This window comes from Bacteroidota bacterium (assembly GCA_036522515.1).
Taxonomy (GTDB): Bacteria; Bacteroidota; Ignavibacteria; order UBA10030; family SZUA-254; genus VBOC01.
On the sequence record DATDFQ010000015.1, the window covers coordinates 158,443 to 184,390 of the forward strand.

The 25,948-nt window shown below is 61.6% G+C and carries 23 protein-coding genes and 1 other RNA gene; 4 read left to right on the plus strand and 20 right to left on the minus strand.

The window, feature by feature from the left end; genetic code table 11:
- Positions 1–15: 15 nt before the first annotated feature.
- Genes VI215_02225 through VI215_02240 form a run of 4 tightly spaced genes read left to right on the plus strand, consistent with a single transcriptional unit; the run spans position 16 to position 4,279 of the window.
- Positions 16–1,044, plus strand: coding sequence for a bifunctional oligoribonuclease/PAP phosphatase NrnA (locus tag VI215_02225; GenBank protein ID HEY6191124.1), 1,029 nt, complete (start codon positions 16–18; stop codon positions 1,042–1,044).
- A complete protein-coding gene (locus tag VI215_02230; GenBank protein ID HEY6191125.1) occupies positions 1,041–2,555 on the plus strand; it encodes a leucyl aminopeptidase in 1,515 nt (504 codons plus the stop codon). Before VI215_02225 ends, VI215_02230 begins: the two co-directional genes overlap by 4 nt.
- 30 nt (positions 2,556–2,585) lie before the next feature.
- On the plus strand, positions 2,586–3,587 hold the full coding sequence (pdxA, locus tag VI215_02235) for a 4-hydroxythreonine-4-phosphate dehydrogenase PdxA (protein HEY6191126.1): 1,002 nt from the start codon (positions 2,586–2,588) through the stop codon (positions 3,585–3,587).
- Positions 3,584–4,279: an ATP-binding cassette domain-containing protein gene (locus tag VI215_02240; protein HEY6191127.1), complete on the plus strand. Its 696-nt coding sequence runs from the start codon at positions 3,584–3,586 to the stop codon at positions 4,277–4,279. Before pdxA ends, VI215_02240 begins: the two co-directional genes overlap by 4 nt.
- A gap of 115 nt (positions 4,280–4,394) precedes the next feature.
- On the opposite strand, the gene VI215_02245 is transcribed toward VI215_02240, so the two are convergent.
- The 20 genes from VI215_02245 to ffs all read right to left on the minus strand — a co-directional run bounded on the left by VI215_02245 (position 4,395) and on the right by ffs (position 25,843).
- Positions 4,395–4,634, minus strand: coding sequence for a NifU family protein (locus VI215_02245; protein ID HEY6191128.1), 240 nt, complete (start codon positions 4,632–4,634; stop codon positions 4,395–4,397).
- A 16-nt stretch (positions 4,635–4,650) separates the two neighbouring features.
- A complete protein-coding gene (apbC, locus tag VI215_02250; GenBank protein HEY6191129.1) occupies positions 4,651–5,742 on the minus strand; it encodes an iron-sulfur cluster carrier protein ApbC in 1,092 nt (363 codons plus the stop codon).
- An 11-nt stretch (positions 5,743–5,753) separates the two neighbouring features.
- Positions 5,754–6,980, minus strand: coding sequence for a glycine C-acetyltransferase (locus VI215_02255; protein ID HEY6191130.1), 1,227 nt, complete (start codon positions 6,978–6,980; stop codon positions 5,754–5,756).
- Between the two features lie 146 nt (positions 6,981–7,126).
- Positions 7,127–8,359 (minus strand): zinc-binding dehydrogenase, encoded by a 1,233-nt coding sequence (locus VI215_02260; protein ID HEY6191131.1) that lies wholly within the window; start codon positions 8,357–8,359, stop codon positions 7,127–7,129.
- Positions 8,356–9,762, minus strand: a complete 1,407-nt coding sequence (gene rsmB, locus VI215_02265; protein HEY6191132.1) for a 16S rRNA (cytosine(967)-C(5))-methyltransferase RsmB — start codon at positions 9,760–9,762, stop codon at positions 8,356–8,358. Before rsmB ends, VI215_02260 begins: the two co-directional genes overlap by 4 nt.
- Positions 9,763–11,019, minus strand: coding sequence for a putative sugar nucleotidyl transferase (locus VI215_02270; protein HEY6191133.1), 1,257 nt, complete (start codon positions 11,017–11,019; stop codon positions 9,763–9,765). It abuts the gene before it with no gap.
- Between the two features lie 77 nt (positions 11,020–11,096).
- Complete coding sequence (gene rpmE / locus VI215_02275; protein HEY6191134.1) at positions 11,097–11,321, minus strand: 50S ribosomal protein L31; 225 nt, start codon at positions 11,319–11,321, stop codon at positions 11,097–11,099.
- A 195-nt stretch (positions 11,322–11,516) separates the two neighbouring features.
- Positions 11,517–12,338, minus strand: a complete 822-nt coding sequence (locus VI215_02280; GenBank protein ID HEY6191135.1) for a hypothetical protein — start codon at positions 12,336–12,338, stop codon at positions 11,517–11,519.
- Between the two features lie 4 nt (positions 12,339–12,342).
- A complete protein-coding gene (locus tag VI215_02285) occupies positions 12,343–12,945 on the minus strand; it encodes a sigma-70 family RNA polymerase sigma factor (protein HEY6191136.1) in 603 nt (200 codons plus the stop codon).
- 89 nt (positions 12,946–13,034) lie between these two features.
- Positions 13,035–14,096: a DNA polymerase III subunit delta gene (gene holA, locus VI215_02290; protein ID HEY6191137.1), complete on the minus strand. Its 1,062-nt coding sequence runs from the start codon at positions 14,094–14,096 to the stop codon at positions 13,035–13,037.
- Between the two features lie 18 nt (positions 14,097–14,114).
- Positions 14,115–14,768 (minus strand): peptidylprolyl isomerase, encoded by a 654-nt coding sequence (locus VI215_02295; GenBank protein ID HEY6191138.1) that lies wholly within the window; start codon positions 14,766–14,768, stop codon positions 14,115–14,117.
- A 145-nt stretch (positions 14,769–14,913) separates the two neighbouring features.
- On the minus strand, positions 14,914–15,597 hold the full coding sequence (locus tag VI215_02300; protein ID HEY6191139.1) for a hypothetical protein: 684 nt from the start codon (positions 15,595–15,597) through the stop codon (positions 14,914–14,916).
- Positions 15,587–16,642 (minus strand): lysylphosphatidylglycerol synthase transmembrane domain-containing protein, encoded by a 1,056-nt coding sequence (locus tag VI215_02305; GenBank protein HEY6191140.1) that lies wholly within the window; start codon positions 16,640–16,642, stop codon positions 15,587–15,589. Before VI215_02305 ends, VI215_02300 begins: the two co-directional genes overlap by 11 nt.
- Before the next feature lie 30 nt (positions 16,643–16,672).
- On the minus strand, positions 16,673–17,335 hold the full coding sequence (gene lolA, locus VI215_02310; GenBank protein ID HEY6191141.1) for an outer membrane lipoprotein chaperone LolA: 663 nt from the start codon (positions 17,333–17,335) through the stop codon (positions 16,673–16,675).
- Positions 17,336–19,798 (minus strand): DNA translocase FtsK, encoded by a 2,463-nt coding sequence (locus VI215_02315; protein HEY6191142.1) that lies wholly within the window; start codon positions 19,796–19,798, stop codon positions 17,336–17,338.
- A gap of 14 nt (positions 19,799–19,812) precedes the next feature.
- Positions 19,813–20,577, minus strand: a complete 765-nt coding sequence (locus VI215_02320) for a 2-phosphosulfolactate phosphatase (GenBank protein ID HEY6191143.1) — start codon at positions 20,575–20,577, stop codon at positions 19,813–19,815.
- Positions 20,567–21,670 (minus strand): glycine cleavage system aminomethyltransferase GcvT, encoded by a 1,104-nt coding sequence (gcvT, locus tag VI215_02325; protein ID HEY6191144.1) that lies wholly within the window; start codon positions 21,668–21,670, stop codon positions 20,567–20,569. Before gcvT ends, VI215_02320 begins: the two co-directional genes overlap by 11 nt.
- Positions 21,671–21,729: 59 nt before the next feature.
- Positions 21,730–23,388: an Rne/Rng family ribonuclease gene (locus VI215_02330; GenBank protein HEY6191145.1), complete on the minus strand. Its 1,659-nt coding sequence runs from the start codon at positions 23,386–23,388 to the stop codon at positions 21,730–21,732.
- A 629-nt stretch (positions 23,389–24,017) separates the two neighbouring features.
- Positions 24,018–25,700: a T9SS type A sorting domain-containing protein gene (locus VI215_02335; protein HEY6191146.1), complete on the minus strand. Its 1,683-nt coding sequence runs from the start codon at positions 25,698–25,700 to the stop codon at positions 24,018–24,020.
- A 42-nt stretch (positions 25,701–25,742) separates the two neighbouring features.
- An RNA gene (ffs, locus tag VI215_02340) (signal recognition particle sRNA small type) lies at positions 25,743–25,843 on the minus strand.
- Between the last annotated feature and the right edge of the window lie 105 nt (positions 25,844–25,948).

Here is a 25,948-nt window from a genome sequence, read left to right on the forward strand (position 1 = left end):
TAACCCGTGAACCGCATGCAGATTCAAGATCCGGGAGAAGCGATCCGCCAGGCGGCGAGCATCATGGCCCTGCACCAGGAGTTCGTCCTCACCACGCACGTCAACCCCGACGGCGACGGGCTCGGCTCCGAACTCGCCCTCGCGTGGGCGCTGAGGCAGATGGGCAAGAGCGTCTCGATCCTGAATCACAGCAGCACCCCCGAAAATTATCGCTGGCTCGACCCCGGCCAGGACCTCGTGCAGTTCTCCTCCGATCGCGACCGCCAGACCCTCCTGAAAGCCGATTGCATCGTCGTCCTCGACACGAACCATCCTGCGCGCCTGCCGAGCCTCGAGGAACCGCTCCGGGCGGCGAAGGGCGTGAAGATCGTCGTCGACCACCACCTCGATCCCGATCCGTTCGCCGACCGGTACGTAATCGACGACGGGGCCACCTCCACGGGGGAGATCGTTTACAGGATCCTGAAGGAACTCCCCGGCGTTTCCATCACGAAGGAAATCGCCCGGGCGCTCTACACCGCGATCATGACCGACACCGGTTCGTTCCGGTATCCCCGGACCGACCCCGAAATCCATCTCATCGCCGCCCACCTGATCGAACGCGGCGCCGACCCGACCTCCATCTTCGAAAATGTCTACGAGAACTGGAGCCCCGGACGCCTGCGTCTCCTGGGGGAGGTCCTCGACTCCATGAAAATCGCCCACGACGGGAAGCTCGCCTATATCGTCTGCACCCAAAAAATGTTCAGCGCGACCGGCACGACCGGCGTGGATACCGATAATTTCACTACATTCCCCATGGGCGTGCGGGGCGTCCTCGTGGGAATTCTCTTCAACGAGCTGGAAAACGGCGTAAAGATCAGTTTCCGGTCGAAGGGCCGGATTCCGGTCAACGAGCTTGCGAAAGAGTTCGGGGGGAACGGCCACCTGAACGCGGCCGGCGCCCGTCTCTTCGACGCCCGGCTCGACGCGGTCGTCCCCGAAGTGGTCGCCAGGGCCAAGAAGTACGTGGCCGGATCCTCAACTGAAGGAATCAAATCATGATGAAGCTTACCACCATTCAATCCACGCTCAAACGGGTGCGTGCGGATGCCGTCGCGCTCTTCATCCCCCAGGAGGCGAAGCTGTTTCGCCAGGAGATGTCGACCCTCCGCAAGCTGTTCGGGAAAAGAATCGACCGGGCGGTCGAACTCGAGAAGTTCGAGGGGAAAGAGGGCCAGGTCCTCGCGCTCTTCAGCGAGGGCGGGATCTCCGCGCCGAGACTCATCCTTGCGGGCCTCGGGAGTGAGAAGGCCGACCATCCCCGCACGCTCGAGGGCTACCGGCGGGCCGCCGCGGCCGCGGCCAAGCGGGCCCGCAGCTCAAACGTCAGGCACCTCGCGATCGCTCTTCCGGCCGCCCCGGCCGGAACGGAGATGCCCGAGCTCGCGGAGGCCCTGATCGAGGGCGCAGTCCTCTCTCTGTATCGCTACGACAAATACTTCACGGACAAGGAACAGCACGACAAGAAGGTGCGCGAACTGACGCTGTTCGATCCTGCCCCCGCAACGGCCGCGCTCCTGAAGAAAGCCGCCCGGGAGGCCCGCATCGTCTGCGAGGCGGTCACCCTGGCGAGGGATCTGGAAAACGCTCCGGGGAACGAACTCTACCCCGAAACGCTCGCCGATGCCGCCAGGCGCTCTGCGCTCGCCCACGGATACCGCGCGGAGGTCTGGGACAAGAAACGGATCGAGCGGATGGGATTCGGCGGACTGATCGCGGTCAACCTGGGAAGCGAGAGGCCGCCCCGGTTCATCATCCTCGAGCACAACTCGGGACGCAAGGACCTCGACACGATCGTGCTCGTCGGCAAGGGAATCACGTTCGACAGCGGCGGGATCTCCATCAAGCCCTCGAGCGGGATGGCGGAAATGAAAATGGATATGAGCGGCGCCGCGGCGGTGGTCGGGACGCTCGAGGCCGCGAGCCGGCTCGATCTGCCCCTTCATATCGTAGGCCTCATTCCTTCCACCGAGAATCTGCTGGGCGGGCTGGCGATGAGGCCGGGGGACATCATCACGCATTACGGCGGAAAAACCTCCGAGGTGGACAACACCGACGCCGAGGGGCGGCTCGTGCTCGCCGACGCGCTCGTCTACGCCTCGAAGTACGAACCGAAGGCCGTGATCGACCTCGCGACCCTGACCGGGGCGTGCGTCGTGGCCCTCGGGCACCACGCCTCCGGAATGATGGGGAACGACGACGGTCTCATGGCGGCGCTCAAGACAGCCGGGGAAGCGACGTACGAGCGGGTCTGGGAGCTTCCGATGTTTGAGGAATACGAGCCGCAGATCAAGAGCGACGTGGCGGATGTAAAAAATGTGGGGGGCCGCTGGGGCGGGGCCATCACCGCCGCGCTTTTTCTCAAAAAGTTCGTCGACGGGTACAAGTGGGTCCACCTCGATATCGCGGGCACGGCGATCCTCGAAGAATCGCTCCCGTATGCGCCCAAGGGGGGCTCGGGCGTCGGCGTGCGGCTGCTCGTAAACTTCCTGAGGAACTGGAAGACGGCCTGAAGAGAATCCCCGCGAAGGATCTATCTGCCAATGAAGCCGGTCATCGCGATTACAATGGGGGATTTCAACGGGATCGGGCCGGAAGTGGTGCTGAAGAGCCTTCGATCCCCCGCCGTGCGGAAGATCTGTTCGCCGGTCCTTGTGGGTTCGGCCGGCGTCTTCGAATACTATGCCCGCAAGCTCGGGATCTCTCTTCGCTTCACCACGGTCGGGAAAATGCCGGGAGACGGGACGCCGGGCGCGATCGCCGTCGTTTCGTCGGGCCGCGGGACGCCCCGGATCAGGCCCGGCCTCCTCTCTGCGGCGAGCGGGAGACGGAGCGCCCAGGCGCTTGAAGAAGCTCTCTCCCTCTGCCTCGACGGGGCCGTGGACGGGATGGTGACGGCGCCGGTCTCGAAAGATGCGATGTTCCGCTCCGGCTACCGGTATCCGGGGCAGACGGAATTTCTCGCCTGGCGCTCCGGCGCGCGCGACTCCGCCATGATGCTCGTCGCCGGCGGGTTCAGGGTGGCGCTGGCCACGGTGCATCTCCCGCTCAGGCAGGTGTCGCAGAACCTCTCAGTCGACCGGATCGTGAAGAAACTTCGCGTCATCGATGCTTCGTTGCGCCGCGACTTCGCGATCAAGCGGCCGAAGATCGCCCTGCTCGGCCTGAACCCCCATGCGGGTGAACGCGGCCACATCGGCGCGGAGGAGATTCTGACCATCAGCCCCGCGATCAACCGGGCGCGCAAGGCCGGGATCCTCGCGAGCGGGCCCTTTCCGGCCGACGGTTTCTTCGGCGCTGCCGCGTTTCGCTCCTATGACGCGGTGCTTGCCATGTACCATGACCAGGGCCTCATACCCCTCAAAATGAGCGCCTTTTCATCGGGAGTCAATTTCACCGCCGGGCTTCGGATCGTCCGCACCTCGCCGGACCATGGCACGGCGTTCGATATCGCCGGGCGAGGCCTCGCCGATCCCGGCAGCATGATCGAGGCGATCAAGCTCGCCGCCTCGGTCATCAGGAACAGAAAGAGGTCCCGCCGTTGAGCGCCGATTCCGCACAGAACCCGGATACGATGATTCGCCTCGACCACGTCTCCGTGTCGTTCGAACGCCAGCCCGTCCTCACCGACGTCGTCCTGGAAATCCGCCGGGGCGAGTTCGTTTGCCTGGTGGGCGACACCGGCTCGGGCAAGACGACCCTGCTCAGATTGATCTATTTCGACCTTCTTCCGGAAGAGGGGACGGTCACCGTCGGCGCTTTCAGCACTTCGTCGGCGCGGAAGCGCGACATCCCGAAACTCCGCCGCACGCTCGGGATCGTGTTTCAGGACTTTCGATTCCTGGAAGACAGGACGGTCTTTGAGAATGTATCGTTTACGCTCGAGGTGACGGGCGCGAAAAAGGCCGAGATTGGGAAGAAGGTGCTGCAGGCGCTGGCGGACGTGGGGTTGAGCCATAAGCGAAACGGGATGCCGCATGAGCTCTCGGGGGGAGAGCAGCAGCGGATGGTCATAGCGCGGGCGCTGGTGAACGATCCGCTCGTGATCCTTGCCGACGAACCGACCGGGAACCTCGACCTCGCGACCTCACTCGAGATCCTGCAGCTCCTGAAGAAAATCAACAGCCGGGGCACCGCGGTGATCCTGGCGACGCACAATCACGAGCTCGTCAGGAGATCGGGAAGCCGGATCATCGGCGTCAGGGAGAGAAGCGTTTCGGAGATCGCGGGGGTGTGACACCCCCCTGTCATTCTGAGCGGAACGAAGTGAAGCGAAGAATCTCCCACCTCGAAGAACGAGATCCTTCGCGGAGTTTACACTGAGCGAAGCGAACGTGCTCAGGATGACAATTTCATTTCTGCACCGCCTCCACCCTCTTGATCTCGGGCGCCGCGGAGAGGATCGATCGCTCGAGCCCCGCGCGCAGCGTCATGGGCGACATCGGGCAGATCGCGCAGGTGCCGTGGTACTTCAGAATGACAATCCCGCCGCTGCGGATTTCGACCAGCTCGATGTCCCCGCCGTCGGCGTGCAGGTACCGCCGGCATTCCTCCAGCGCGCCTTCGACGCGTTCCCGAAGAGAGTCTGTCATGGATTCCGCACCCTTCCTACATGTTCAGGCTGATTTCGATCGCCGGCTTCGCCTCACCGTCGAACCCGTGGATGCTCACCTGCGCGGCCATGGAGCGGGCGATCTGCCGGATATTCTTCGATTGCTCCGATTCGGGCTCGAGCGTGACAATCGGCTTGCCGATGTCTCCGCCGACACGGATCGGCGTGTAGATCGGGATCTCTCCCAGAAACGACGTCCCCAGTTCCTCCGAAGCGCGCCGCCCGCCCCCCGTCGCGAAGATATCCTCCCGGTGGCCGCAACTCCCGCAGATATAGTAGCTCATATTCTCGACGATTCCGAGGACGGGGACGTGCACCTTTTCGAACATCTTGAACGCCTTCCGGGCGTCCGCGAGCGCGATATCCTGGGGGGTCGTGACCACGACGGCGCCGGAGAGAGGGATCGTCTGCACAAGCGTCAGGTGAATGTCCCCGGTCCCGGGGGGAAGGTCGAACACGAGATAATCCAGCTCGCCCCAGGAGACATCGGACATGAATTGCTTCAGGGCGCCGCTCACCATGGGCCCCCGCCAGATCACCGCCTGGAGCGGTTCGACCAGGAACCCGATCGACATCACCTTGATACCGTGCGCTTCGAGCGGGACGAGTTTCTGATCGACCACCACCGGCTTCGTGCTGATGCCCATCATCAGAGGGATGCTCGGCCCGTAGATATCCGCGTCGATCAACCCGACCGACGCTCCGTCGAGGGCAAGGGAGACGGCGAGATTCACCGCGACCGTTGACTTCCCCACCCCTCCTTTTCCGCTCGCCACCGCGATGGTGTTCTTCACGCCGGGGAGAAGATTGGCCCGCTGCCCCGCGTTGCTGCTTCTAACGTTCGAGGTCATCTCCACGTCGATCGTTCCGACATCCCCGATCCGATCCCGGATCGATTGGATCGCGGAGGCCTTCAGCTCATCCTTCACGGGACAGGAGGGCGTCGTCAGTTCGATCGCAAAACTCAGGTTGTTCCCCTTGATGGAAAGGTTCTTGATGAAATTCAATGACACGATGTCGCGGTGCAGATCCGGATCCTTCACGGAGCGGAGCGCGTCCAGCACGTTTGATTCGGTAAGCGGTTTCATTGGAATTCCTTTTAGTCCTTGGTAAGCACGTTCATTTTTTTCCCGACGCGCTCAAACGCCTCGAGAGCGCGATCGAGGTGCCGGCGGGTGTGCGCCGCCGATATCTGGGCGCGGAGGCGCGCCTCGCCCTGGGGCACGACCGGGAACCATAACCCCTTGACGAACACGCCCGCTTTGAGGAGCGCTGCGCTCATCTCCTGCGCGACCGCCGCCTCCCCGAGCATAACGGGCACGATCGGGTGCGTCCCGTCAAGGATCCTGAATCCGAGCGCCTTGATCCGTGCCCGGAAGTACTCCGTGTTTTCCCGGAGCCGCGCGACGATCGAACGGTTCTTCACGAGCAGGTCGAACGCCGCAGCAGCGCCGTAGACGATCGGGGGAGGAAGCGAATTCGAAAAGGTGTACGGGCGCGATTTCTGGCGCAGGTACGCGACCATCTCGCGCGAGCCGCCGACATAGCCGCCCGCCGCGCCTCCGATCGCCTTCCCGAGCGTCCCGCTCAGAATATCGATGTCTCCCCTCGTCTGCGTCGCCTCCGGAGTCCCCCTCCCGGTGCGGCCGCACGCGCCGATTCCATGGGAATCGTCGACGAACACCATGACCCCGTATCGCCTCGCGAGCCGGACGATCGCGTCGAGGGGCGCCAGGTCCCCCTCCATGCTGAAGACGCCGTCGGTGACGATGATCCGGAAGCGGTAGTCCCGGTTCTTGTCCTCCTCCAGCATCCGCTCCAGGTCGGCCATGTCCGCGTGCTGATAGATTTTCTTGTCCACCAGTTCAGGCCGGCAAAGGCGCTGCCCGTCGATGATGCTCGCATGATTCAGCCTGTCGCTGTAGAGCACATCCTTGTACTGGTTCAGGCCCATCTTCTCGTTCACGAGCGAGGCAAAGAACCCCTCGTTCGCCGCGAAGCAGGAGGAGTAGAGGATGGCATCCTCGCACCCGATGAACTTCGCGATTTTCTTTTCGAGATCCCTGTGGATGTCCTGTGTCCCGCAGAGGAAGCGGACCGACGCGACCCCGTAGCCGTACTCGCGGATTCCCCGGATTGCGGCCGACTTGACCGCGGGATGGTTGGAGAGGCCGAGGTAGTTGTTCGAAGCGAGCATCACGAGCTTTTTTCCCCCCACCTCGACCATGCCCCCCTGGGGGCCTTCCAGGGCGGTCTCGTATTTATAAGTTTTCGTCTCCTCGAGGCGCGCGAGCTCGGCGCGGATGAGATCCATGTTGTCAGTCATTGAAATACCCATATGAGCGGATCGATTGTAATATTGTATGTGTCATCCTGAGCACGTTCGCTTCGCTCAGTGTAAACTCCGCGAAGGATCTATTCCTTGGCGCGTGGAGATCCTTCGGTCGCTTCGCTCCCTCAGGATGACATTCGTCATTTCTCCGGCCGGAGCAGCACCTTCAGCCCGTCGCCGTTTCGGAGGGCGGTGAACCCCTCTTCGAACCGCGCGAGCGGGAGATCGTGCGTGATAAAACCGGTCGAGACGAATTTTTCGGCCAGGCCCTTTTTCAGGATCTGCCGCATCAGGTCCCACGTTTCGAATACGCGCCGGCCGATGATCCCGTGGATCGTCACGCCCCGGAAGATCACATCCTTCGCAAAATCCATCTGCATGACTCCGGACGGCAATCCGAGAAGGGAGATCGCCCCGCCCATCCTCACCACGCGGAAGGCATCCTCGTAGGCGCGGTAACTTCCCGACATCTCGTACACGGCGTCGACCCCGGTGTTATTGGTTTCCTTCATCACCCGTTGCATGAACGCCTCATGCTCGGCGGGGACCGAAACGTCGAAGCATGCGTCCGCTCCGTACAGTGTTGCCAGCCTGAAACGCGTCTCCTCCAGCTTCTCGTGCGTCACCGTTCCGTGCGAGGCGTCGGTGACGAAGACCTTCTTGGCGCCGGCATATTTCGCGACCGCCGTCGCCATCAACCCCTGCACTCCGCAACCCAGAATCGCGATGGTGCCCCCCCTGGAGGGGACCGACTGCACCGTGTGGGTGGCGTTGCCCAGAGCATCCATGAACGCGATGACTTCGGGCGGAATCTCGCCGGCGGGAAACAGCACGATGTTTTCCGCGGGCACCACTACGAAGTTCGTGAACGCCCCGTCGTCGTGCACTCCCTTGATCACCGTGTGCTGGCAAACGTGGCGCTCGCCCAGCCGGCACTGGTAGCACGTTCCGTCGGTGACGTGCATTTCGGCCGAGGCGAAAAAGTGTTCCTCCAACACTTCGTCAAAATGCCGGTCTTTCGAGAGCTGCTTCGCGTTCCTCCGGCCGATGAACTTCCCCACGCGGGCGTTTCCCCGGGCGTGGCGGATCATCAATTGCGCGATCATCTCCCTCGCCTTCGTGCCCGAATCGACGATCCTGCCGCAGAACTCGTGGCCGATGATCACCTCGGGCCGCCTGGCTTTCAGCATCTCCCGGCGGAGCGAGTCCTTCGAGTCGTAAATCCCCCCGTCGGTCCCGCAAACGGCGCCGGCGACGACCCGGAGCTTCGCGTCGGTGGACGACTCAATGGACGGCTCGGGACGGTCGGCGAGCGAGAGGCCGCGCTTCCATTCGTTCCCCTCGACAGGCCGTGCTTTCAAGATCGATTTCATGCCTCTGTCGCCTCCGTCTGGTGGTTGGTTTCCGGCGCCGCGGCAGGAGACTTTACGAGCCGCGCCGCGTATGTCCCGTCGATATGGTGCCGGTGGGGAAACGTCTCGATCGAGCCGTCCGGGCCCACCGCGGCCTTATTGACGAAGCGGGAGGCGTCGTCGAGCGAGTATTCCGGATGCCGGTCGAGGAACGACCGGATTTGCATTCCGTTTTCCTCCGGCTCGGTCGTGCACGTGCTGTAGACCAGGACGCCGCCGGGTTTTACGAGCTGCGCGCCCCGTTCGAGGAGGTTCGTCTGCTGACGGGCAAGCCGCTCGATATCCTCCGGCTCGCGCTTCCACTTGATGTCGGGTTTTTTTCTGAGGACTCCCAGCCCGGAACAGGGGACGTCGATCAGCACCCGGTCCGCCTGCGGGGTATCGATGACGGTTCCGTCCGCCACGTGCAACCGGACGTTCCGGATGCCGAGCCGCTCGCAATTGATTTTGATGATCCTGAGCCGGCTCTCGTACTTGTCGACGGCGAGAAGCTCCCCCTGATTGTTCATCAGTTCCGCGATAAACGTCGTCTTGCCCCCCGGCGCCGCGCACATGTCGATGACACGGTCCCCGGGCTGCGGGTCGAGCAGGAGCACCGCGAGCGCCGCGCTCTCGTCCTGGATCGAGAAGAACCCGCTCTGGAACATCTTCATCTGCCCGATCCCCGAAAGGCTTTTCAGTTTGATGAAATAGTCGATGAAGCTCGACCCCTGGTAGGTGATCCTGGCGGTGTCGAGCATCGAGAGGAATTCGGGGGGCGCGATCTTCAGCTTGTTGATGCGGAGGGTCAGGCTGGGAATCTCGTTATTGACCGCCAGAAACTTCTCGAGCTCCTCCCTGTTGAACCGGGTCATCCAGCGCTTCACCATCCAGAGGGGGTGCGAATAGTAGACCGCGAGGTATTGCGCGAGGTCGTCGTCGGGTTTCGGATAATGGATCGCGTCGAGGCTCCGGATGATGTTCCGAAGGACCGCGTTGACGAGATGGCCCGATTTTTCGCCGCGGATCCGCTTGATGAACTCGACCGCCTCGTTGACGGCGGCGTAGTGGGGCACATGGGTCAGGAACAGGAGCTGGTAGAGCGCGACGCGGGCGGTGTTCTTGACGTTGACCTCGGATTTCGAAAAATTCCCGTGCGTGAACCCGTTCAGCACCCAGTCGAGCCTTCCCTGCCAGCGCATGACGCCGTGCACGATCTCCGCGAGCAGGTTCTTGTCCAGATCGGAGAGCTCCCCCGACCTCAGCTCCACGTCGAGGAGCTTGTCGAGATACGAGTCGGTCCGCTCGATCCGGTTCAGTATCTTGACGGCGGTCCCCCGGGGACCGGCGTACAATGCCTGGCGCTCCGCGGTCTCGGTTGCCATCTACGATATCCCCGCGTTGGCGCGTTCGGTCCGGGTGATCGAACAGAGTTCCAGAAGCCGTTCCCGGTACGCGTCGCTCATCGCGACGCCGCGCCGCGCCATCATCCTGCTCGCGGTCTCGACCGCCCTCCCGGGATCGTGGAGAGTGAAGCGCCCCTGTCCCCCCCATGAAAACGAAGGGACGAATTTCGGCGGGATGCCCGGCCCGAAGAGATTGCAGGCGACGCCGACGACGGTCCCGGCATCGAACAGGGAACCGATGCCGCTCAGCGAGTGGTCTCCCATCGTGAGTCCGGCGAACTGCAGCCCCGTGTCGATTTCCTCCCCGCCCAGGCGCACCCTGACGTGTCCGTATGTGTTCTTGAGGTCGCTCGTGATCGTACCGGCGCCGAGATTCACCCAGCTCCCGAGGTAGGAGTGGCCCAGATATCCGTCATGCTGCTTGTTGGAGTAAGACTGGACGACTGAGGCCTCCACTTCTCCCCCCACCTTGCAGTGCGCTCCGATCGAAGTTCCGTGATAGATCCTCGCTCCGGCCCTGATGACCGAGTGCTCCCCGATCGATGCGGGCCCTTCAATCATGGCATGCGGAAGGACGGTGACGTTGCGGCCGAGAAGGACGGGTCCCCCGGTGGCATCGATGACCGCGCCCGCCTTCACGACGCTCTCCCGGCCGATTCTTATCTGCCTGCCGTTCAGCAGCGTGGCTCTCCGGTCGACACGCGTCTTTCCCGCCGCGCCGTCGCGTCGCCGGCGCAATCCGAAGAATCTCTCGATCTCTGCCGCAGTGTTGGAGACCAGGTCCCAGGGATACCGCACCATCGCGCAATCGATCTGCTCCGCGGGGAGTCCCGCGACGTCCTCCGGTCCGATGGGCTCGGGCCACCGGTGAAGAAACGTGCGGAGATTTCCCCCGTCGACGCGGAAGGCGGCAAGATCGCCGCCTCTGAAGTACGCGCATTGCCGGGGTTTCTTCGACCGGACCAGCTTCACGAGGCGCTCGTCCGCGATGACGCGGCCGTTGATGAACCAGGTGTCACGGTCCGCGAGCGTATTTACGGATTGAGAGGAATGCTCGCGGCGCCAGAATCCGGCGAGATCAGGACGGACGTGGAGGGACACGGCGTTCCCGGGAAACCAGGACTCGAGGTTTTCCCTGAGCGTGGAGGCGCCGCACCGGAGCTCGTAGAGAGGCCGCAGGTATGCGAGCGGGAGAAAATTCCGGTAATGAATATCTTCGAAGAGGCAGATGTGCATGCGACCCTATTGCAGCAAAAACGGAATTCCGATCGACCGGAATTCCGTTTCTGAAGGTAACGTGGTTTGATCCCGGGTCAAGCAGTCGCGGGTACTACAGGGGTCTTTTTCGCATATTTCTTATTGAACCGCTCGACGCGACCGGCCGAGTCGACAAGCTTCTGCTTTCCGGTATAAAAGGGATGGCATTTGGAACAGATTTCAATTTTCATGTTGCCGCTCGTGGAGCGGGTCTCAAAGACGCTCCCGCAAACGCAGGTGACGAGCGCCTTCTTATATCCTGGATGAATTCCTTTTTGCATTGTAATCTCCGATTCCGTCGAAATTTGACCATATAGTATAATAAAAATCCGGCAGAATCACAAATCGACCCGGGGGTGGTGTCTTACTTTCAGCGAATATGTCATCCTGAGGGAGCGTAGCGACCGAAGGATCTCGTCGATTCAACCAGCAAGATCCTTCGCTTCGCTCAGGATGACAAAGTGAACTCCCCCCAATCACTCGGGTGGCTTCTTTGCCCTCGCCCTCCTCAGGGAATCCAGCCGGAGACTATCCCGTCGGGCGGCCGAATCGGGAGCCGGTGCGGTCACCGCCGCGGCCGCTTCTTGCCGGAACTCCTCCCCTTTTTTCAGGTCGTAGGTCGTGGAAGGAACGGCTTGCTGCTTTCGCATCTGGGGGGCCAGCGGTCCCGCCTTCTTCGCCTGGGAGGGACTGACCTGCTGGAGTTGCACATTCGCCGCCGGTGCGCTCACCTCGTCTCTCGGCGCTTGTGAGGCGCTGGGAGATGCGTCTCCGAAGCCGACCCTGTTGCGCGAAGAGCTCTCAAGCCTGCGATCTGCGTCCCTCGCGACGCCCGGAAGATCGGTTTTCGTCATGAGCGGTGTCTTATCCTTCCCTGCAGGTATTTCCCGCGGGGCGGGCGCCTTTGATCCCGGTTCCGTGGAAGCAGCCGCCCCTGAATTACTCTCTTCCAGTCCCCCGGCAGATTCCCCCTGCCTGAGAACCGGCGGCGGCGCGGGCGTCGCGCGTCCGGTTGGAGCCTGGACGGATTCGACGGCACCCTCCGGAGTCATCCCCGAGCGCCAGAACATGTAATAGGAAACGAATCCGACGGCGACAAGGGCCATGAGGGAATATCCGAACGCGGGCACTCTCTCGGGGGTGAAAATCTTTTGCCACCATCGGGCATTCGCTTCCCGCCGCTCCGGCTCGTCGAGCCGCCGCTGCAGCCGCGCTTCAAAATCGGGCGCGGCTTTGACCGGGGGAAGATTCTTCAGAGCCCGCTTGATCCGGTCGGAGGGATCGTCCCTTTGTTCCATTCTGTCATTCGTCATCGAGAGCGCCCTTCAACAACTCCTGAAGGCGGAGCCGAGCCCTGTTCAGGCGCGACTTCACCGTACCCATCGAGGTGTGAGAGATCTCGCAGATCTCCTCATAGCTCATCTCCTGGACATACCGCAGGACCACCACCTCCCTGTACTTCGGCGGGAGGGAATCAAGAGCATCCTGGATGAGCCCCGACTGCAGGCTTCTCTCCGCCTGTCCGTCGGTGGGATTCCGGTGGTCCGCCGGTTCGAACTCCCTCTCCCCGCCGCCCCGGCGCCGGCCGCTGAGGGAAAACAAGCCGTGCCGTGTGCGCCGGCGGAGCTCCGACTTCGCGAGGTTCGCGGCGATCGTGTAGATCCAGGTCGAAAATTTGGCGATCGGCTTGTACGAGTGTTTCTTCCGGTAGACCCTGATCAGCGTCTCCTGGGCCACCTCATCCGCCCCGTCGTATTCCCCAAGAAACCGGAACGCAAAATTGACGAGCTGGTCCTTGTACCGGCCGACGAGGAGATCGTACGCCCGCTGGTCGCCGTTCTGAAACGCCCCGATCAATTCTTCGTCGGTCCGCACGCGGGCCGCGGTCTGCTCCCCGAGGGGCATTCAGCTACCCATGTAACTTCTTGAACGGGTCAAATGTTCCTCCGCGGCCGGATTCGGGGCCAATCGGCACGGTTTCGATACCCCGCCGGTCATCCGGGCCCCGCCAGCTTGAAGACGAGGAGCGTCATCGTCAGCCGCTCGTCCATCTGAGACGACTTCAACGACTCGTCGGCCTCCACCAGCGCGCGAAAACAGTTGCGGAGCGTCTCCGCCGGGTAGTTTTTCACGGCCGCAAGATATTCCCTGAGGGCGAAGGGGCTCATGCCCATTTGAGCCGGGAGCTGCGACTCGGGGATCCTTTTCCCGACGAACTCCTGGAGGAGCCAGATTTTTTGATAGTAGCGGGTCAGCATGACGATCATCCCCACCGGAGATTCGCCGCTTTTGAGCATCCGCTCCATGATCTCCATCGCCCGTTGCATGTTCCGGAGCCCCATCGCCCGTTGCAGCTCAAAAATATTGAACTGCCTCGACATCCCCACGACGCTGTTGACGTCCCCGGCGTCGATCGATTTCTTGTCGCCGACATAGATGACGAGTTTTTCGATCTCGTTCTGGACCTCGCGGAGCGACCTGCCGACATAGGACGGGATAAGCTGGCAGGCCTCCGCGCTCGGTTCCTTGCCGAGCTTCCTGATGCGTCCTTCGACCCACTCGGGCATCTCGTACTCGGCCAGCCGCTTGCACTCCAGCACGACTCCCTTCTCGCGGACGGCGCGGAAAAACTTCAGACGGAAGTCGGGCTTCGCGGAGATCAAGACGAGGCTCGCCGAGGCCGGGGGCTGCTCCGCCACCGGAAGCAACCGTTCCAGGTTGGCGACCTTGTCGATCTCGTGTACAACGACCACGCGCCGCTTCCCCATCATCGGATAGGACGCGACGATCGAGGAGATATCCATAGCATCCTGTTCGGCTCCCCGGACGGTGTCGAGGTCGAACTCCCGCGCGCCCGGCTCGAGAGCGGACTCGACGACGCGCTGGACCGCTTCGCCGATCAGGAAGTCCTCCTCGCCGTGGAACAGATACAGAGGAGCGATCTCCCCTTGCCGGAGAGACCGCTCCAGTTCACCCAACGTGCCGCCGCCGCCGGTCGCCCGGCGGGTCTGCAGGGCGGATCGCCCCGCCCGATCTTCGGGTACGGGATCGGTCACGCGGCTCTCCCTGGGGGGTTACTTTTTCGGCTTGGACTCTTTGGGAGCTTTCTCACTGCCCTCCTTGAGATAGACCTTCTTCATGACGACCGGGGTGAGCGGCTTGTCGCCCGGTTTGGACGTCTTCACCTTGCCGATCGCCTCGACGACGTCCATCCCGCCGACAACTTCGCCGAAAATCGTATGGTGGCCGTTGAGCCATGTCGTCGGAACGAGCGTGATGAAAAACTGGCTGCCGTTGGTGCCCGGCCCTCTGTTCGCCATCGCAAGGAGCCCGGGGCGGTCGAACTTCAGATCGGGGCTGATTTCATCTTCAAAATCCTTTCCATAGATGCTCTCTCCCCCGGCGCCCGTACCGGTCGGATCGCCCCCCTGGAGCATGAACTTTTCGATCACGCGGTGGAAGGTCAGGCCGTTGTAATATCCCTTCTTTGCGAGACCTTCAAAGTTCTCGACCGTTTTCGGAGCCTGCGCGCGGAACAACTTAAGCTCGATAGTCCCCATGTTCGTTTCGATGACCACAAGATCCTTTCCTTTCTGAACCGCCGTTTTCGGCTTTTCTTGTTTGGTGGAATCGACTGTTTTGACGGAATCCTTCGACTGGGCCGCGAGAGATCCGGCCAGGAAGAGGATCGCGATCGCCATGACCGCGATGGATCGTAGTTTGCTCATTGGTGCTCCATGATGAGTAGTTGTAGTGGTGAATTGGACGTACGTGAAAAACCTGCTCTTCTGTCATCCTGAGGGAGCGTAGCGACCGAAGGATCTCGTCTTTCCAACCAGCAAGATCCTTCGCTTCGGTCAGGATGACACATCCTTAAAGATAATAAATCAATCCGAATTTTACACCGAGGCTGAAAAAGTCCATCGTGGCCGGCTTGTCCAGAACAGGAATCATCATCCTCTTGTTCCCGGGGTCCCGGAATTCGCCCATCAGGTCGTCGCGCAGATCGACGGAAATGAGGCCGAAGAGGTGGTCGTCGAACTCCGTATTCCCCTCTGCTTCGAGCTTGATTCCGACCCCCCTGGAGGTATAGCTGTCGGAGACCAGGACCGAGGCGTCCTCGGTAAACTTCGCGAAATGGTACCCGGCTCCGCCGCCGATCTTGAACGCGTACCCCCGGCCTGCGACGAGATACTGGGCCATCACCACCGGCATGTGAATTCCATAGGAGAAGGAGTAGTCGGGCCCGTACGGCTGGGCGACCGAATAGGACTTTAACAGGTAGGAGTATTCCAGCTTCACGCCCCACGATTCGGAAACCCGGACCTCGCCCGCGCCGAAGAATTCGGAGGCGGTCGTGAAATCCTGCAGCTTCGAGGAGGGCTGATAAGTCAGGTTGATATAGTCGACGACGTCCGCCGCGTCGATCAGCGTGACGCCGAGTCCTCCCCCCAGTCCGATCGCCAGCCCCGGCGCGGCAAGGGAATCCTGCTGGGCGGGCAGGGTTGCGACGCCTGCGGCGAAGAGGAGCGGGAGAAGGCAGATCTTACGAAACACTGCCCGCCTCGACGGGAAGCCGGTCGCCGGCGCGCTTGGCGTTCGTCACATCGGCAAGGTGAAGCTTGTCGACCCAGAAATAGTAAATCCCGAGGATCGTCATCGCGATATACCCTATCGCATGCGTCACCGTCGCATAACTGAGCGCCAGCTCGGCGTCCACGTTATAGAGTTTCGTCAAGCACTGGACGGTAAAGTAGTGGTACGGGCCGGTCGATCCGGGCGTCGGGGCCATGTAGCCGATCGACGAGATGGCCTGAACCACCACCGCGGACCGGAGGTCGAGCCCGAATTTTTCGGTCAGCCCGAACGCGTAGAACGGAAGGTACATCATGAGGATGTAGAGGGCCCACACGGCCACGCTCAGGATCGCGATCGGAAAATAATGCCTCGGCTGCTTCAGGAAGAGGAAGCCGTCGAGGAACGAATGCGAGATATCCTCCACCGTCTTCGCCCTCGCCGGCGAAAGATGGCGCGTGAAGAAATTCAGCAGCCGCATCAGGACGTCCCGGCGGAGCATCAGGAAGGTGAAGATCCCGACGCACGCCAGCGTCGCGACGCTGAGCCAGATGCCGGTTTCTTCAAGCCACGGAAAGGACTGCGTGAGCGGGCCGGAGTAGACGAGGGGTATCAGCGCGACCATGATGAGGAAGGAGATGAGGTCGAAGATCCTCTCCACCAGGAGCGTTCCGAACGCGGCGCTGCGCGAGATCCCCTCGAGCTTCGAGATGGCGTACGGGCGGACGACTTCGCCGACCTTCGGAAGAATGTTGTTCACCAGATACCCGACTGACATGGCGGAAAAGAGGTTCCGGAAGCGTATCTCCCGCTTGATCGGCCGGAGGAGGTATTCCCACCTCCATGCGCGAAACAGGTGGCTCGCGATCAGCACCGGAAGCGAGGCGAGCGCCCACCAATAGTTTGCGTTCTCCAGGATCTCCCAGAGCTTTCCGAAATCCGTCCCCTTGAACGCGAAATAGAGGAAAAAGAGGGTGAGAAAGACGCTCAACCCGTATTTGAGCCCGGTCTTAAGCCTTGGCGTCATGCGGGGAGGAGGCCCTGCAGAGTGGCGGGGTCAGCGGACATCGATCACTTCGACGCCCGGAGGCGGCTTGAATTGGAACGTGCTGTCGGGGATGCCCGCGTTCAGAGTGATGCCCCCCAGGTCGTACGTCGTCTGGTTGTCTGCGACATCGAGAAGTTGTATTCGCTTCATCAGCCATTCCTTCCGGTCGACCCAGAGCTTCATCCACTTGATGTTCGATTTCTCGCTTCTGGGGACGAGCTTCAGGAGGGAGGTTTCCGCCGTTCCGACCTTTTCCTCCCCCAGCAGGGCGGCGGAGTAGTTCTCCGGAACATTCACGAGAATCCGGTCGGGGGAGAAGTTGAGGGAATCCTCCTTGTACGAGTCGACGAGCACCTGGTTGTTGATCTGTGAATAGTTCCATGCCGAGACGCCGTCCGTCACGATCGTCTGATCCTCGAGCTCGATCCGGTACTTGTTGCCTTTCTTCATCCAGAGCGTGCCGGAAAAGTCCTGTTTCGACTGCGTCACCCCGAAGACGACGCGCCGGGTGAAGGTGAGTTTCGCGTCGTGAATCGAATCGTACTTGTCCCGCATCTTCTCCAGGACGTCGCCGGCGTCGCCCGAATCGAGCGGCCGGAAGGCGACGGCGCCCAGGATCAGGAGCAGCGCGGCGCCCCGCAGGATCGTTCGTATCTTCCCGGGCGCCGCCATCTATTCCATCTCCTTCAGCTTCATTTCCAGCTCGGGGTCGCTCTCGATGAGCACCGCGCGGGCCTTGCTCCCGTCGAACGGCCCGACGATCCCGGCCGCCTCGAGCTCGTCGACAAGCCTCGCCGCGCGCGAATATCCGACCTTCAGCCGCCTCTGCAGCAGGGAGACCGACCCCTGCTGATGGCGCACGATGAGGCGCGCGGCTTCTTCAAAAAACTCGTCGCGGTTTCCGCCCGACCTGCTCATCCCGGCGCGCCTCCGCTCGAGAACGGACGGAAGCTGGAACGCCCTCTTATACCCCTGCTGGCGGGCGATGTAATCGGTCAGCCTCTCCACTTCGTCCATCGAGACGTACGCGCTCTGGATCCGGACCGGCTTGGGGCTCCCCGAAGGAAGGTAGAGCATGTCGCCGCTCCCCAGGAGCTGTTCGGCGCCGTTCATGTCGAGAATCGTTCGGGAATCGGTCTTCGAGGCGACCTGGTAGGCGATCCTCGAGGGAAAGTTGGCCTTGATGACCCCCGTGATCACATCCACCGACGGGCGCTGGGTGGCGAGCACAAGATGGATCCCGACGGCGCGGGCGAGCTGGGCGAGCCGTGCGATCGGCTCCTCCACCTCCCGGGCCGCGGTCATCATGAGGTCGGCAAGCTCGTCGATGACGACGACGAGGTAGGGCATCTTGCGGTGGGTGAAGGCCTCCGTGTCCTTCAACCTCCCCGCCTTGAACCGTTCGTTGTAATCCTGGATGTTGCGGACGCCCGCAGCGGCGAGCTTGTCGTAGCGCTTCTCCATCTCGAGCTCGACGCCTTTCAGCACGCTGACGGCGCTCGCGGGAGAGGTGACGATTTCCTCGTCGATGTCGGGGGAGACCGCGAGAAAATGGCGGTTCAGCTTCCCGTAATTCGTCAGCTCGATCTTCTTGGGATCGATGATGATGAATTTCACATCCGAGGGATGGAGCCGGAAAATCAGGCTTGCAAGGATCGTGTTGATGCCGACGCTCTTTCCGGACCCCGTGGAGCCGGCGATCAGGAGATGGGGCATTTTCGCCAGGTCGTCGGTATAGACTTCGCCGGAGATGGACTTTCCGAGCGCCAGCGGGAGGCTCGCCTTCGCGTCGCGGAACCGCTGCGAGTTGAGGACGCTCCGGAGGTAGACCATCGACGGGTTTTTGTTCGGGATCTCGACCCCCACCGCGCTCTTGCCGGGGATCGGGGCGATGATGCGGATCCCGCGCGCCGCGAGCGCGAGGGCCAGGTCGTCCGCCAGGCTCACGATCCGGCTGATCTTTACGCCCGAGGCGGGCACGAGCTCATACAACGTGATCACCGGTCCCGGGGTCACGCTCACGCTTTCGATTTCGACGCCGAAGTGGGCCAGCTTCCCGCGCACGAGCTCGGCGTTCGCCTTCAATTCATCGGGTCCGACCACGTCCGACTGCCGGGGGGGATCGAGAAGCTCGACCGAAGGGAACACATAGTCGATCTCACCCTCGTCGTTTTCGACGGGGGCGGCCGGTTCCGGCGCGACAGGCGCAGGCCCGGGAATTCTGCGCGCTTCCCTCTGAGGGGGTTCTGCGATTCGCGGACTCACATCGGGGCCGGCGATCGCGTCCTCCGGCTCATCTGATATTCCGGGGGATACGGCGGGAGAGAGGTCGTACGGCTCCTCCGGAACATCGTCATTAGCGGCGGCACCCGCGAGGTCTTCCTCTTCTCCGTCCGCGGGGCGAATCGTCACCTCGCCGGCCCGGGCGTCCCGGGGGGCGACGCTGGAACCGCCCGGTTGCCTGGTCCTCAGGAGCCGGTCCATGATCCCCTCGCCGAACGACTTGAACCGGTCGAGCGATTTGTGGATATCGAGATCGACGGCGAAGACGGCCGTCAGGGCGATCGCGATGACGAACAGGATCGACGCGCCGCCGATGCCGAAGAGCTTCGTGGCGACGTCCGCCATGAAGGCGCCCATGGTGCCGCTCCATTCTTTCCCGAGGCTTCCGCCCGCGATGTTCACCACTCCCATCGCGCTCGAAAAGAGAAGGAGAAGAATCAGGGCGTAATTCGTGAGCGTGAGAGGCTTCCGCACGTCGCTCTTTCGCAGGAGGATCCACCCCCAGATCAGCATCAGCAGGGGAATCACGATCGAGGCGTAGCCGGCGGTGGAGTTGATGAAGAAATTCGAAACGAGAGCCCCGAACAGGCCGAAGCGATTCTCGATGCCGCCCGCCCTCGCCTTCACGTCGCTGTTCCAGATGAGCCGGAGGATGTCGAGCGGCGAGAGATGTTCGAGGAGCGCCTCGTCCCTCCTCGTGTAGACGACGATGCTCAGCGTGACGAGAAGGCCGCCCGCCATCATGAGGATGCCGCCGATCTGCCTTCGACGTCCGTCGGGAGGCTTCTTGCGGCCTTTCGAAGACTGGGCCCGGGGAGAGTTCCTTGCCCCGTCGGGCGTCCGGGGCGTCATTTCAGCGGTGAGTTTCACGAGCCGGGCGGGTGAGCGTCCTGGTGGGCCCGGATGATGTTTCCCGACAACTTGGGGAGAACCTGCACGGAATCGAGCTCGCTGCAGACTTTCAGGTCGTCGCCGAAGCCGAGCTCCGTCAGCAGGGCGCCGTGCTGGGAGGTCTCCAGCATCTTGAGGATGTTCTTGCCGAAATTCTTGTCGAGCGCCGCCGCCGCCTTTCCCGCGTCGTCGAGAACGAGTTCGGAGTCCGTCTCCCTGCCGAGCTGGTTGATGATCTTGCCGGCGCAGACCGAGTCCTCGATGCAAAAGCTGTTCTCGTTGCCCGCACAGATGATGATGAAGTTCGAGTTGAGCCCGGCCAGGAATCGCACCACCATCGACAGGTTCACGAAGCTCGCGACGACATGGTGTTTCGCATGCCGGCCCTTCGCCATGGCTCCCGTTCCGTTCGTGGTCATCAGGATGATCGACTTCCCCTTCACGACCTCCTCCTTGAACTCACGGGGAGAATTTCCGAGATTAAACCCCTCGATCATCTTCGCGTTCCGTTCTCCCGCCCGCAGGGTGACGGTCCCGAAGAGGCTGCCCGAGATCTTGACGACGTTCTCGATGTCCCCCACGGGAATGATTTCCTTCGCGCCGTTTCCGAGCGCGACCGCGATCGTCGTGCTCGCCCGCAACACGTCGATCACCACGACGTTCTTGTCCTTCAGGTACATCTCGTCGATGTTCCGGGGCGAGAAGTGCGTGCTGATCTCAATGTGGTTCTTACCCGCCATTGCCTTCCTTCTTGATAAACGGTATGCTCGTCACGCGAGCTTTCACCTGACGGCCGCGGATCACGACATCCATCCCGGTTCCCGGGCTGCTCGCCCGCGCGGTAACGTACCCCAGTCCGACCCCCTTCTCCAGGACCGGCGAGATCGTCCCGCTCGTCACCTCTCCGAGCCGTTCGCCGTCCAGGCGGATCTCATAACCGTGGCGGGGAAACGCCTTCTCCTCTTCCATCATGAAACCGACCAGCTTGCGTTTCACTCCGTTCTTCCTGATGTTTATCAGCTCGGCGCTCCCGAGGAATTCGCCTTTGCCGAGCTTGGTGATCCAGCCGAGCCCCGCTTCCAGGGGGTTCGTCGTCGCGTCGATGTCGTTCCCGTAGAGGCAATATCCCATTTCGAGCCGCAGCGTGTCCCGCGCGCCCAGCCCGACCGGCACGATGCCGTGTTCCTTCCCGGCGGCCATGATCGCGTTCCAGACCGCCTCACCCGTCCCGACCGCGGAATCGAAGTAGATCTCGAAACCGAGCTCGCCCGTGTATCCGGTGCGCGAGACGATCATCGGCACGCCGGCGACTGTCGTCCGGACGAAGGAATAATAGGGGATGGCGGACAGATCGGCGGGGGTGATTTTTTGCAGCGTGGCGAGGGACTTCGGCCCCTGAACGGCGAGGAGGGATGTCTCATCGCTCCGGTCGACGACCTCCGCGCTGAAGCCGGCGGCGTTCGACCTGATCCACTCGAGATCCTTGCCGATGTTCGAGGCGTTGACGACCAGCATGAAGGCGTCGCCGGTCCGGTAGACCAGCAGGTCGTCGACGATGCCGCCGTCGGGGTAGCACATGGCGGAATACTGGGCCTTCCCGTCGGACAGCTTCGAGACGTCGTTCGTCGTGACGCGCTGGACGAGCTCCTGCGCCCCGCTTCCCCGCACCTCGAACTCCCCCATGTGGGAGACGTCGAAGAGCCCGACGCCCGACCGGACCGCTTTGTGTTCCTCGATGATGCCGGCGTACTGAACCGGCATTTCATATCCGCCGAATTCAACCAGCTTCGCGCCGAGTTTCCGGTGCATCTCGAAGAAGGCGGTATGTTTCATCGGGTCATTTCCGGGAGTTCGTTCAGCTTTTCTGGAATGGGGCCGGAATGGGACCGGAATCAGGAGTTATACTGGTCGGTGATGTCCCGGTTCTGCTTCTGCGAAAAGAAGTGAAACTCCGCAATCGGAAGCTTCGGGTCCTCTTCGAGCTTCATGAACACCTTGTACTTGAATTTCATTTTCGTGAGCCTGCTGATCATCCCTTCGCCGAGATACGCCGCGATGCTGGGATGGACCCGCAACCGGAGGGGCCTGAACTCCCTCGACTCCGACCGGAACCGGCGAATCCAGCGGTCGATCTGGTTGACGATGCTCGACTTGGATTGAACGAGACCCCCTCCGCCGCACACCGGGCACGGGTCGGTGAAGCTGTGCAGGATGCTCTGCCGGATCCTCTGGCGGGTGATCTGCGCGAGGCCGATTTCCGTCATCGGGAGGACCATCACCTTGGCGCGGTCCTTCCGGAATTCCTTGCGCAACTCGTCGTACACCCTCTTCCTGTTCCGCTCATCGTCGAGGTCGATGAAATCGATCACGATGATTCCGCCGAGGTCGCGGAGCCTGATCTGGTGGCAGACTTCCCTCGCCGCCTCCAGGTTCGTCCGGAGAGAGTTCAATTCCTGTTCGCGCTTTGCGGCGTACCGGCCGCTGTTCACATCGATCACGACCATCGCTTCGGTCTGCTCGATGATGATATAGCCGCCGCTCTTCAGCCACACCTTCCGGTTGAGGCAGGCGGCGATCTCCTTTTCGACCTTGTAGGCGTCGAAGATCGGTTCGCGCTCCTTGTAGAGCTGAATCTTGTCGAGCAGCTGGGGGGAGACAAGCTTGACATAGGAGCTGATCTCCCGGTAGAGCTTCGGAGAATCCATGACGACCCTCTCCACGGAGTCCGTAAAGAGGTCCCGGATGACGCTCGAGGTCGTGGCCATGTCCTTATAGAGGAGGGCCGGGGCTTTCTCCGTCTTCAGCCCCTTTTCGATCTCCCGCCAGGTGGTCAGGAGCGATTCGAGGTCCTGTTTGAGAGTCTCTTCTTCCTTGTCCTGCGCGACGGTCCGGATGATCACACCGAAACCTTCCGGCAGCATGCTCCGAACGATCCGCCGGAGCCGGCGTTTTTCCCGGAAGTTCGTAAGCCGCTTGGAAACTCCGATCTTGCCGTCGAAGGGGAGAAGCACCAGGAAGCGTCCGGGGAGCGAGACCTCAGAGGTCACCCTGACGCCCTTCTTCCCCACCGGCTCCTTGGTGACCTGGACGATGATCTCCTGGTCGCGCTTGAGGTCCGGAACGGAGTAGTTGGACCTTCCGTCGTTTCTGCCGGAACGCTGGGGCTGCTGCTGGGTGGTCGTCCTGACGGGGGCTGTCGCTACTTCGGGCTGATTACCGGAGGGTGATTTGTCCTGAGCGCCGGAGGGCTCATCCTCGTCGGAATCCTCATCGGTGTCGACGTCCGAATCCTCGTCTCCGATCAGCGCTGAATACTCGTGGAGGGAACTTCCGATATCGGAAAAATGAAGGAATGCATCCTGTTGAAGGCCGAGATCGATGAATGCCGCCCTGATACCCGGCATGACTTTTGCAACTTTCCCCAGGTAAATATCGCCGACCATACGCTCTTTCTCGGGGGTTTCGACATAGAGCTCGGCAAGCCGCTTTTCCTCAGTTATGGCAATACGAATTTCATCTGAGACGGAATTGATGATAATTTCTTTTTTCATGAAGTGGTTCTCGCTCCTCCGAACCCTTTTCCGATCGAAAACTTGTGGAAGGTTCCTGCAAAGGGTTCTTAAATGATGGGTTGATGCTGCAACGCCGCCTTCGGATCGGTGCCGAGGCGAAGTCACGGAACGAGGCGAGCCGGGTTCCCCGGAAAAGGGGAACGCAGGTCAGTAGCGCAATGCTCATCATCGTTGACCGGAGACCTGTTGCGAATTGAATTGGCATGAAGAAATCGTTGAATTCTCTAAAATTTAAAGCAAAACCTAAGAATCTGGCTATAAAATACGAAATATTGGAGAAGATTGCAATACCCCGGGACAAATGGTGGTGTCTTATTTTGTCATCCTGAGCGAAGCGAAGGATCTTGCAGCTCGGAAAGACGAGATCCTTCGGTCGCTCCGCTCCCTCAGGATGACATGTTATTCTCGTTCCCACGCTCTGCGTGGGAACGCAGATTTGCGGCGCTCTGCGCCGCGACCAGGCTCGGACGCGGAGCGTCCGGGTATGCATTCCGCCGCAGAGCGGCGGAACGAGGAAAAGTGAGAGGACGCGAGAGGTCACGGTAGCCACGACCTTCAGGTCGTGGGCCGTTTCCTGGTCGCCTAAAGCTGCACCTACCCGGAGCTGCTTACTTTACCAGGACCATTTTTCTTACGATCGAACGGGCTGGCACCGTCGCAGATGATCCTGTGCCGGGCCGGGCTTCGACCTCAAGACGGTACAGATAAACGCCGCTTGGCAACTCCCCGGCTGAAAAGCTGACTTGCTGCGGGCCTTCCTCCATCGGCTGCCGCTTCAGGAGCGTGGCGACCTCCCTTCCGAGAAGATCGAAAACCCTCAGGGTGACGATGGAGCGGCTCTCCAGCCCGAACCCGATCACGGTGGCGGGGTTGAACGGGTTTGGATAGTTCTGACCGAGTTCGAAGCGTCCAGGGATCCGTGGGCGGCCCTCTCCCACTCCGAGGAGATCCGAACCGGAGCCGAGGGCAAATTCGCTGAACCCGTTAATCGCCGCCACGATCTCGTTCGTCCCCGCATCGTAGGTCGTCGGAAGCTCGGTGAAAGCGCCGGTCCCCGAGGTGCTCCGTTTATAGATATGCACGTCGCCCGGATTCACGACGCCGGTGGAGAACGCCGAGAGGCTGATCCGGATCTCCCCCGTGACCGAAGCCTCGGACCCGTCGATGACCCAGCGGTACTGGCTCAGATTGACCGGCGGCGTCGCGGTGAAAGCGGGATTCGCCGGAGGATCCTTGAAACGGTAGACCGTGACCGCCGCGGCGCCATTCAACGAGGTAATGTTGAGCGTTACGCCGGTGGTGCCCGACAGATCGTCAAACTGATAGCTCCCTGTCGAGCTGATGGTCTTTGCGACGGAAGCCGCGGGATAGAAGTCGGCAAGCGCGTGCCGGTAGAGACTCCCGGCGTAGAGATACGGGCCGACCGCCGTGAGGGTGTTGAACTGCACGTTGTTTGCGAATCCGGTCGGTTGCCAGCTCGCGCCCGAATCTCTCGAGACGTACACCTCCGCATTCGTCCCCGCGAACAGGTAGGGAGGAGCGGCTGTGATGCTGCCTACGGCGAGTGAATCACTCCCCATGCCGTGGTTGACAACCTGCCATGATCCCCCCGAGTTGACGGTCCGGTAAACCCCGTGTCCGTAGACGTTGACGAACACCGTCGAGCCCAGCGCAGCGAGGTAGTAGGTGTCGACCGAAGGCAATCCGGAATTCACCGGCCCCCAATTCAAGCCTCCGTCGGTCGATCTGGAAACCCCCTGGCTCGCCGTGAATATCCTGGAGCCGACGGGGAGCACCGACGTGGTGATGCTCGCGGGATGGCCGAAGCTGGCATGCGTCCAGCTCGAACCGAGGTTCGTCGACCAGGCGACATTATAGTACCCAACGAAGAGCGTATCGCCCCGGGTGGCGAGGGAGTAGGCGTCGGCAAGCGAGTAGAAGCTCGACGTCGCGTTCCAGGATCTTCCTCCGTCAGTCGACCGTTTGACCCCGTACGAGGTCATCCCCAGGAACAGGTTCGATCCGATCGAGGCGAACGATTGGACTCCGCTTGCGAGATCGACGGGGAGCAGGTGATCCGATCTCACCCACGTGAGACCGTAGTCGCCCGACCGGTAGACCTTGAACGAATCCGCCAACCCGGGGGAAGTGCTGATAAAGACCGTATCGCCATACCCCCCGATTGCGATGACTCCGCTCCCGGAGAAACCGCTAAGCCATTTCCACTGGGAGAAGGCCGTGACGGAAAACGCGAAGCACAAAAGGAAGATAAAGGCGGTTGAAATACGCATGGCTCTCCCGAATAAATAACTGATTGAATGATATCAAAAAAAAGAGGTCAAGCTAACCCGTGTCACCCGGAAATGACTTCCTACCGTTGCTTCCTTCCGGATCTGGCGGGGTTCGGAGGCTTTCCGTCGCACAGGACTTGACCTCAAGGGCATGCGTATGGTACGAAAAAATGGAGTGAAATCCAACGGGGCGTGGAGAGCGCGGCGAGCGACATTCTTTATTCTCGTTCCCACGCTCTGCGTGGGAA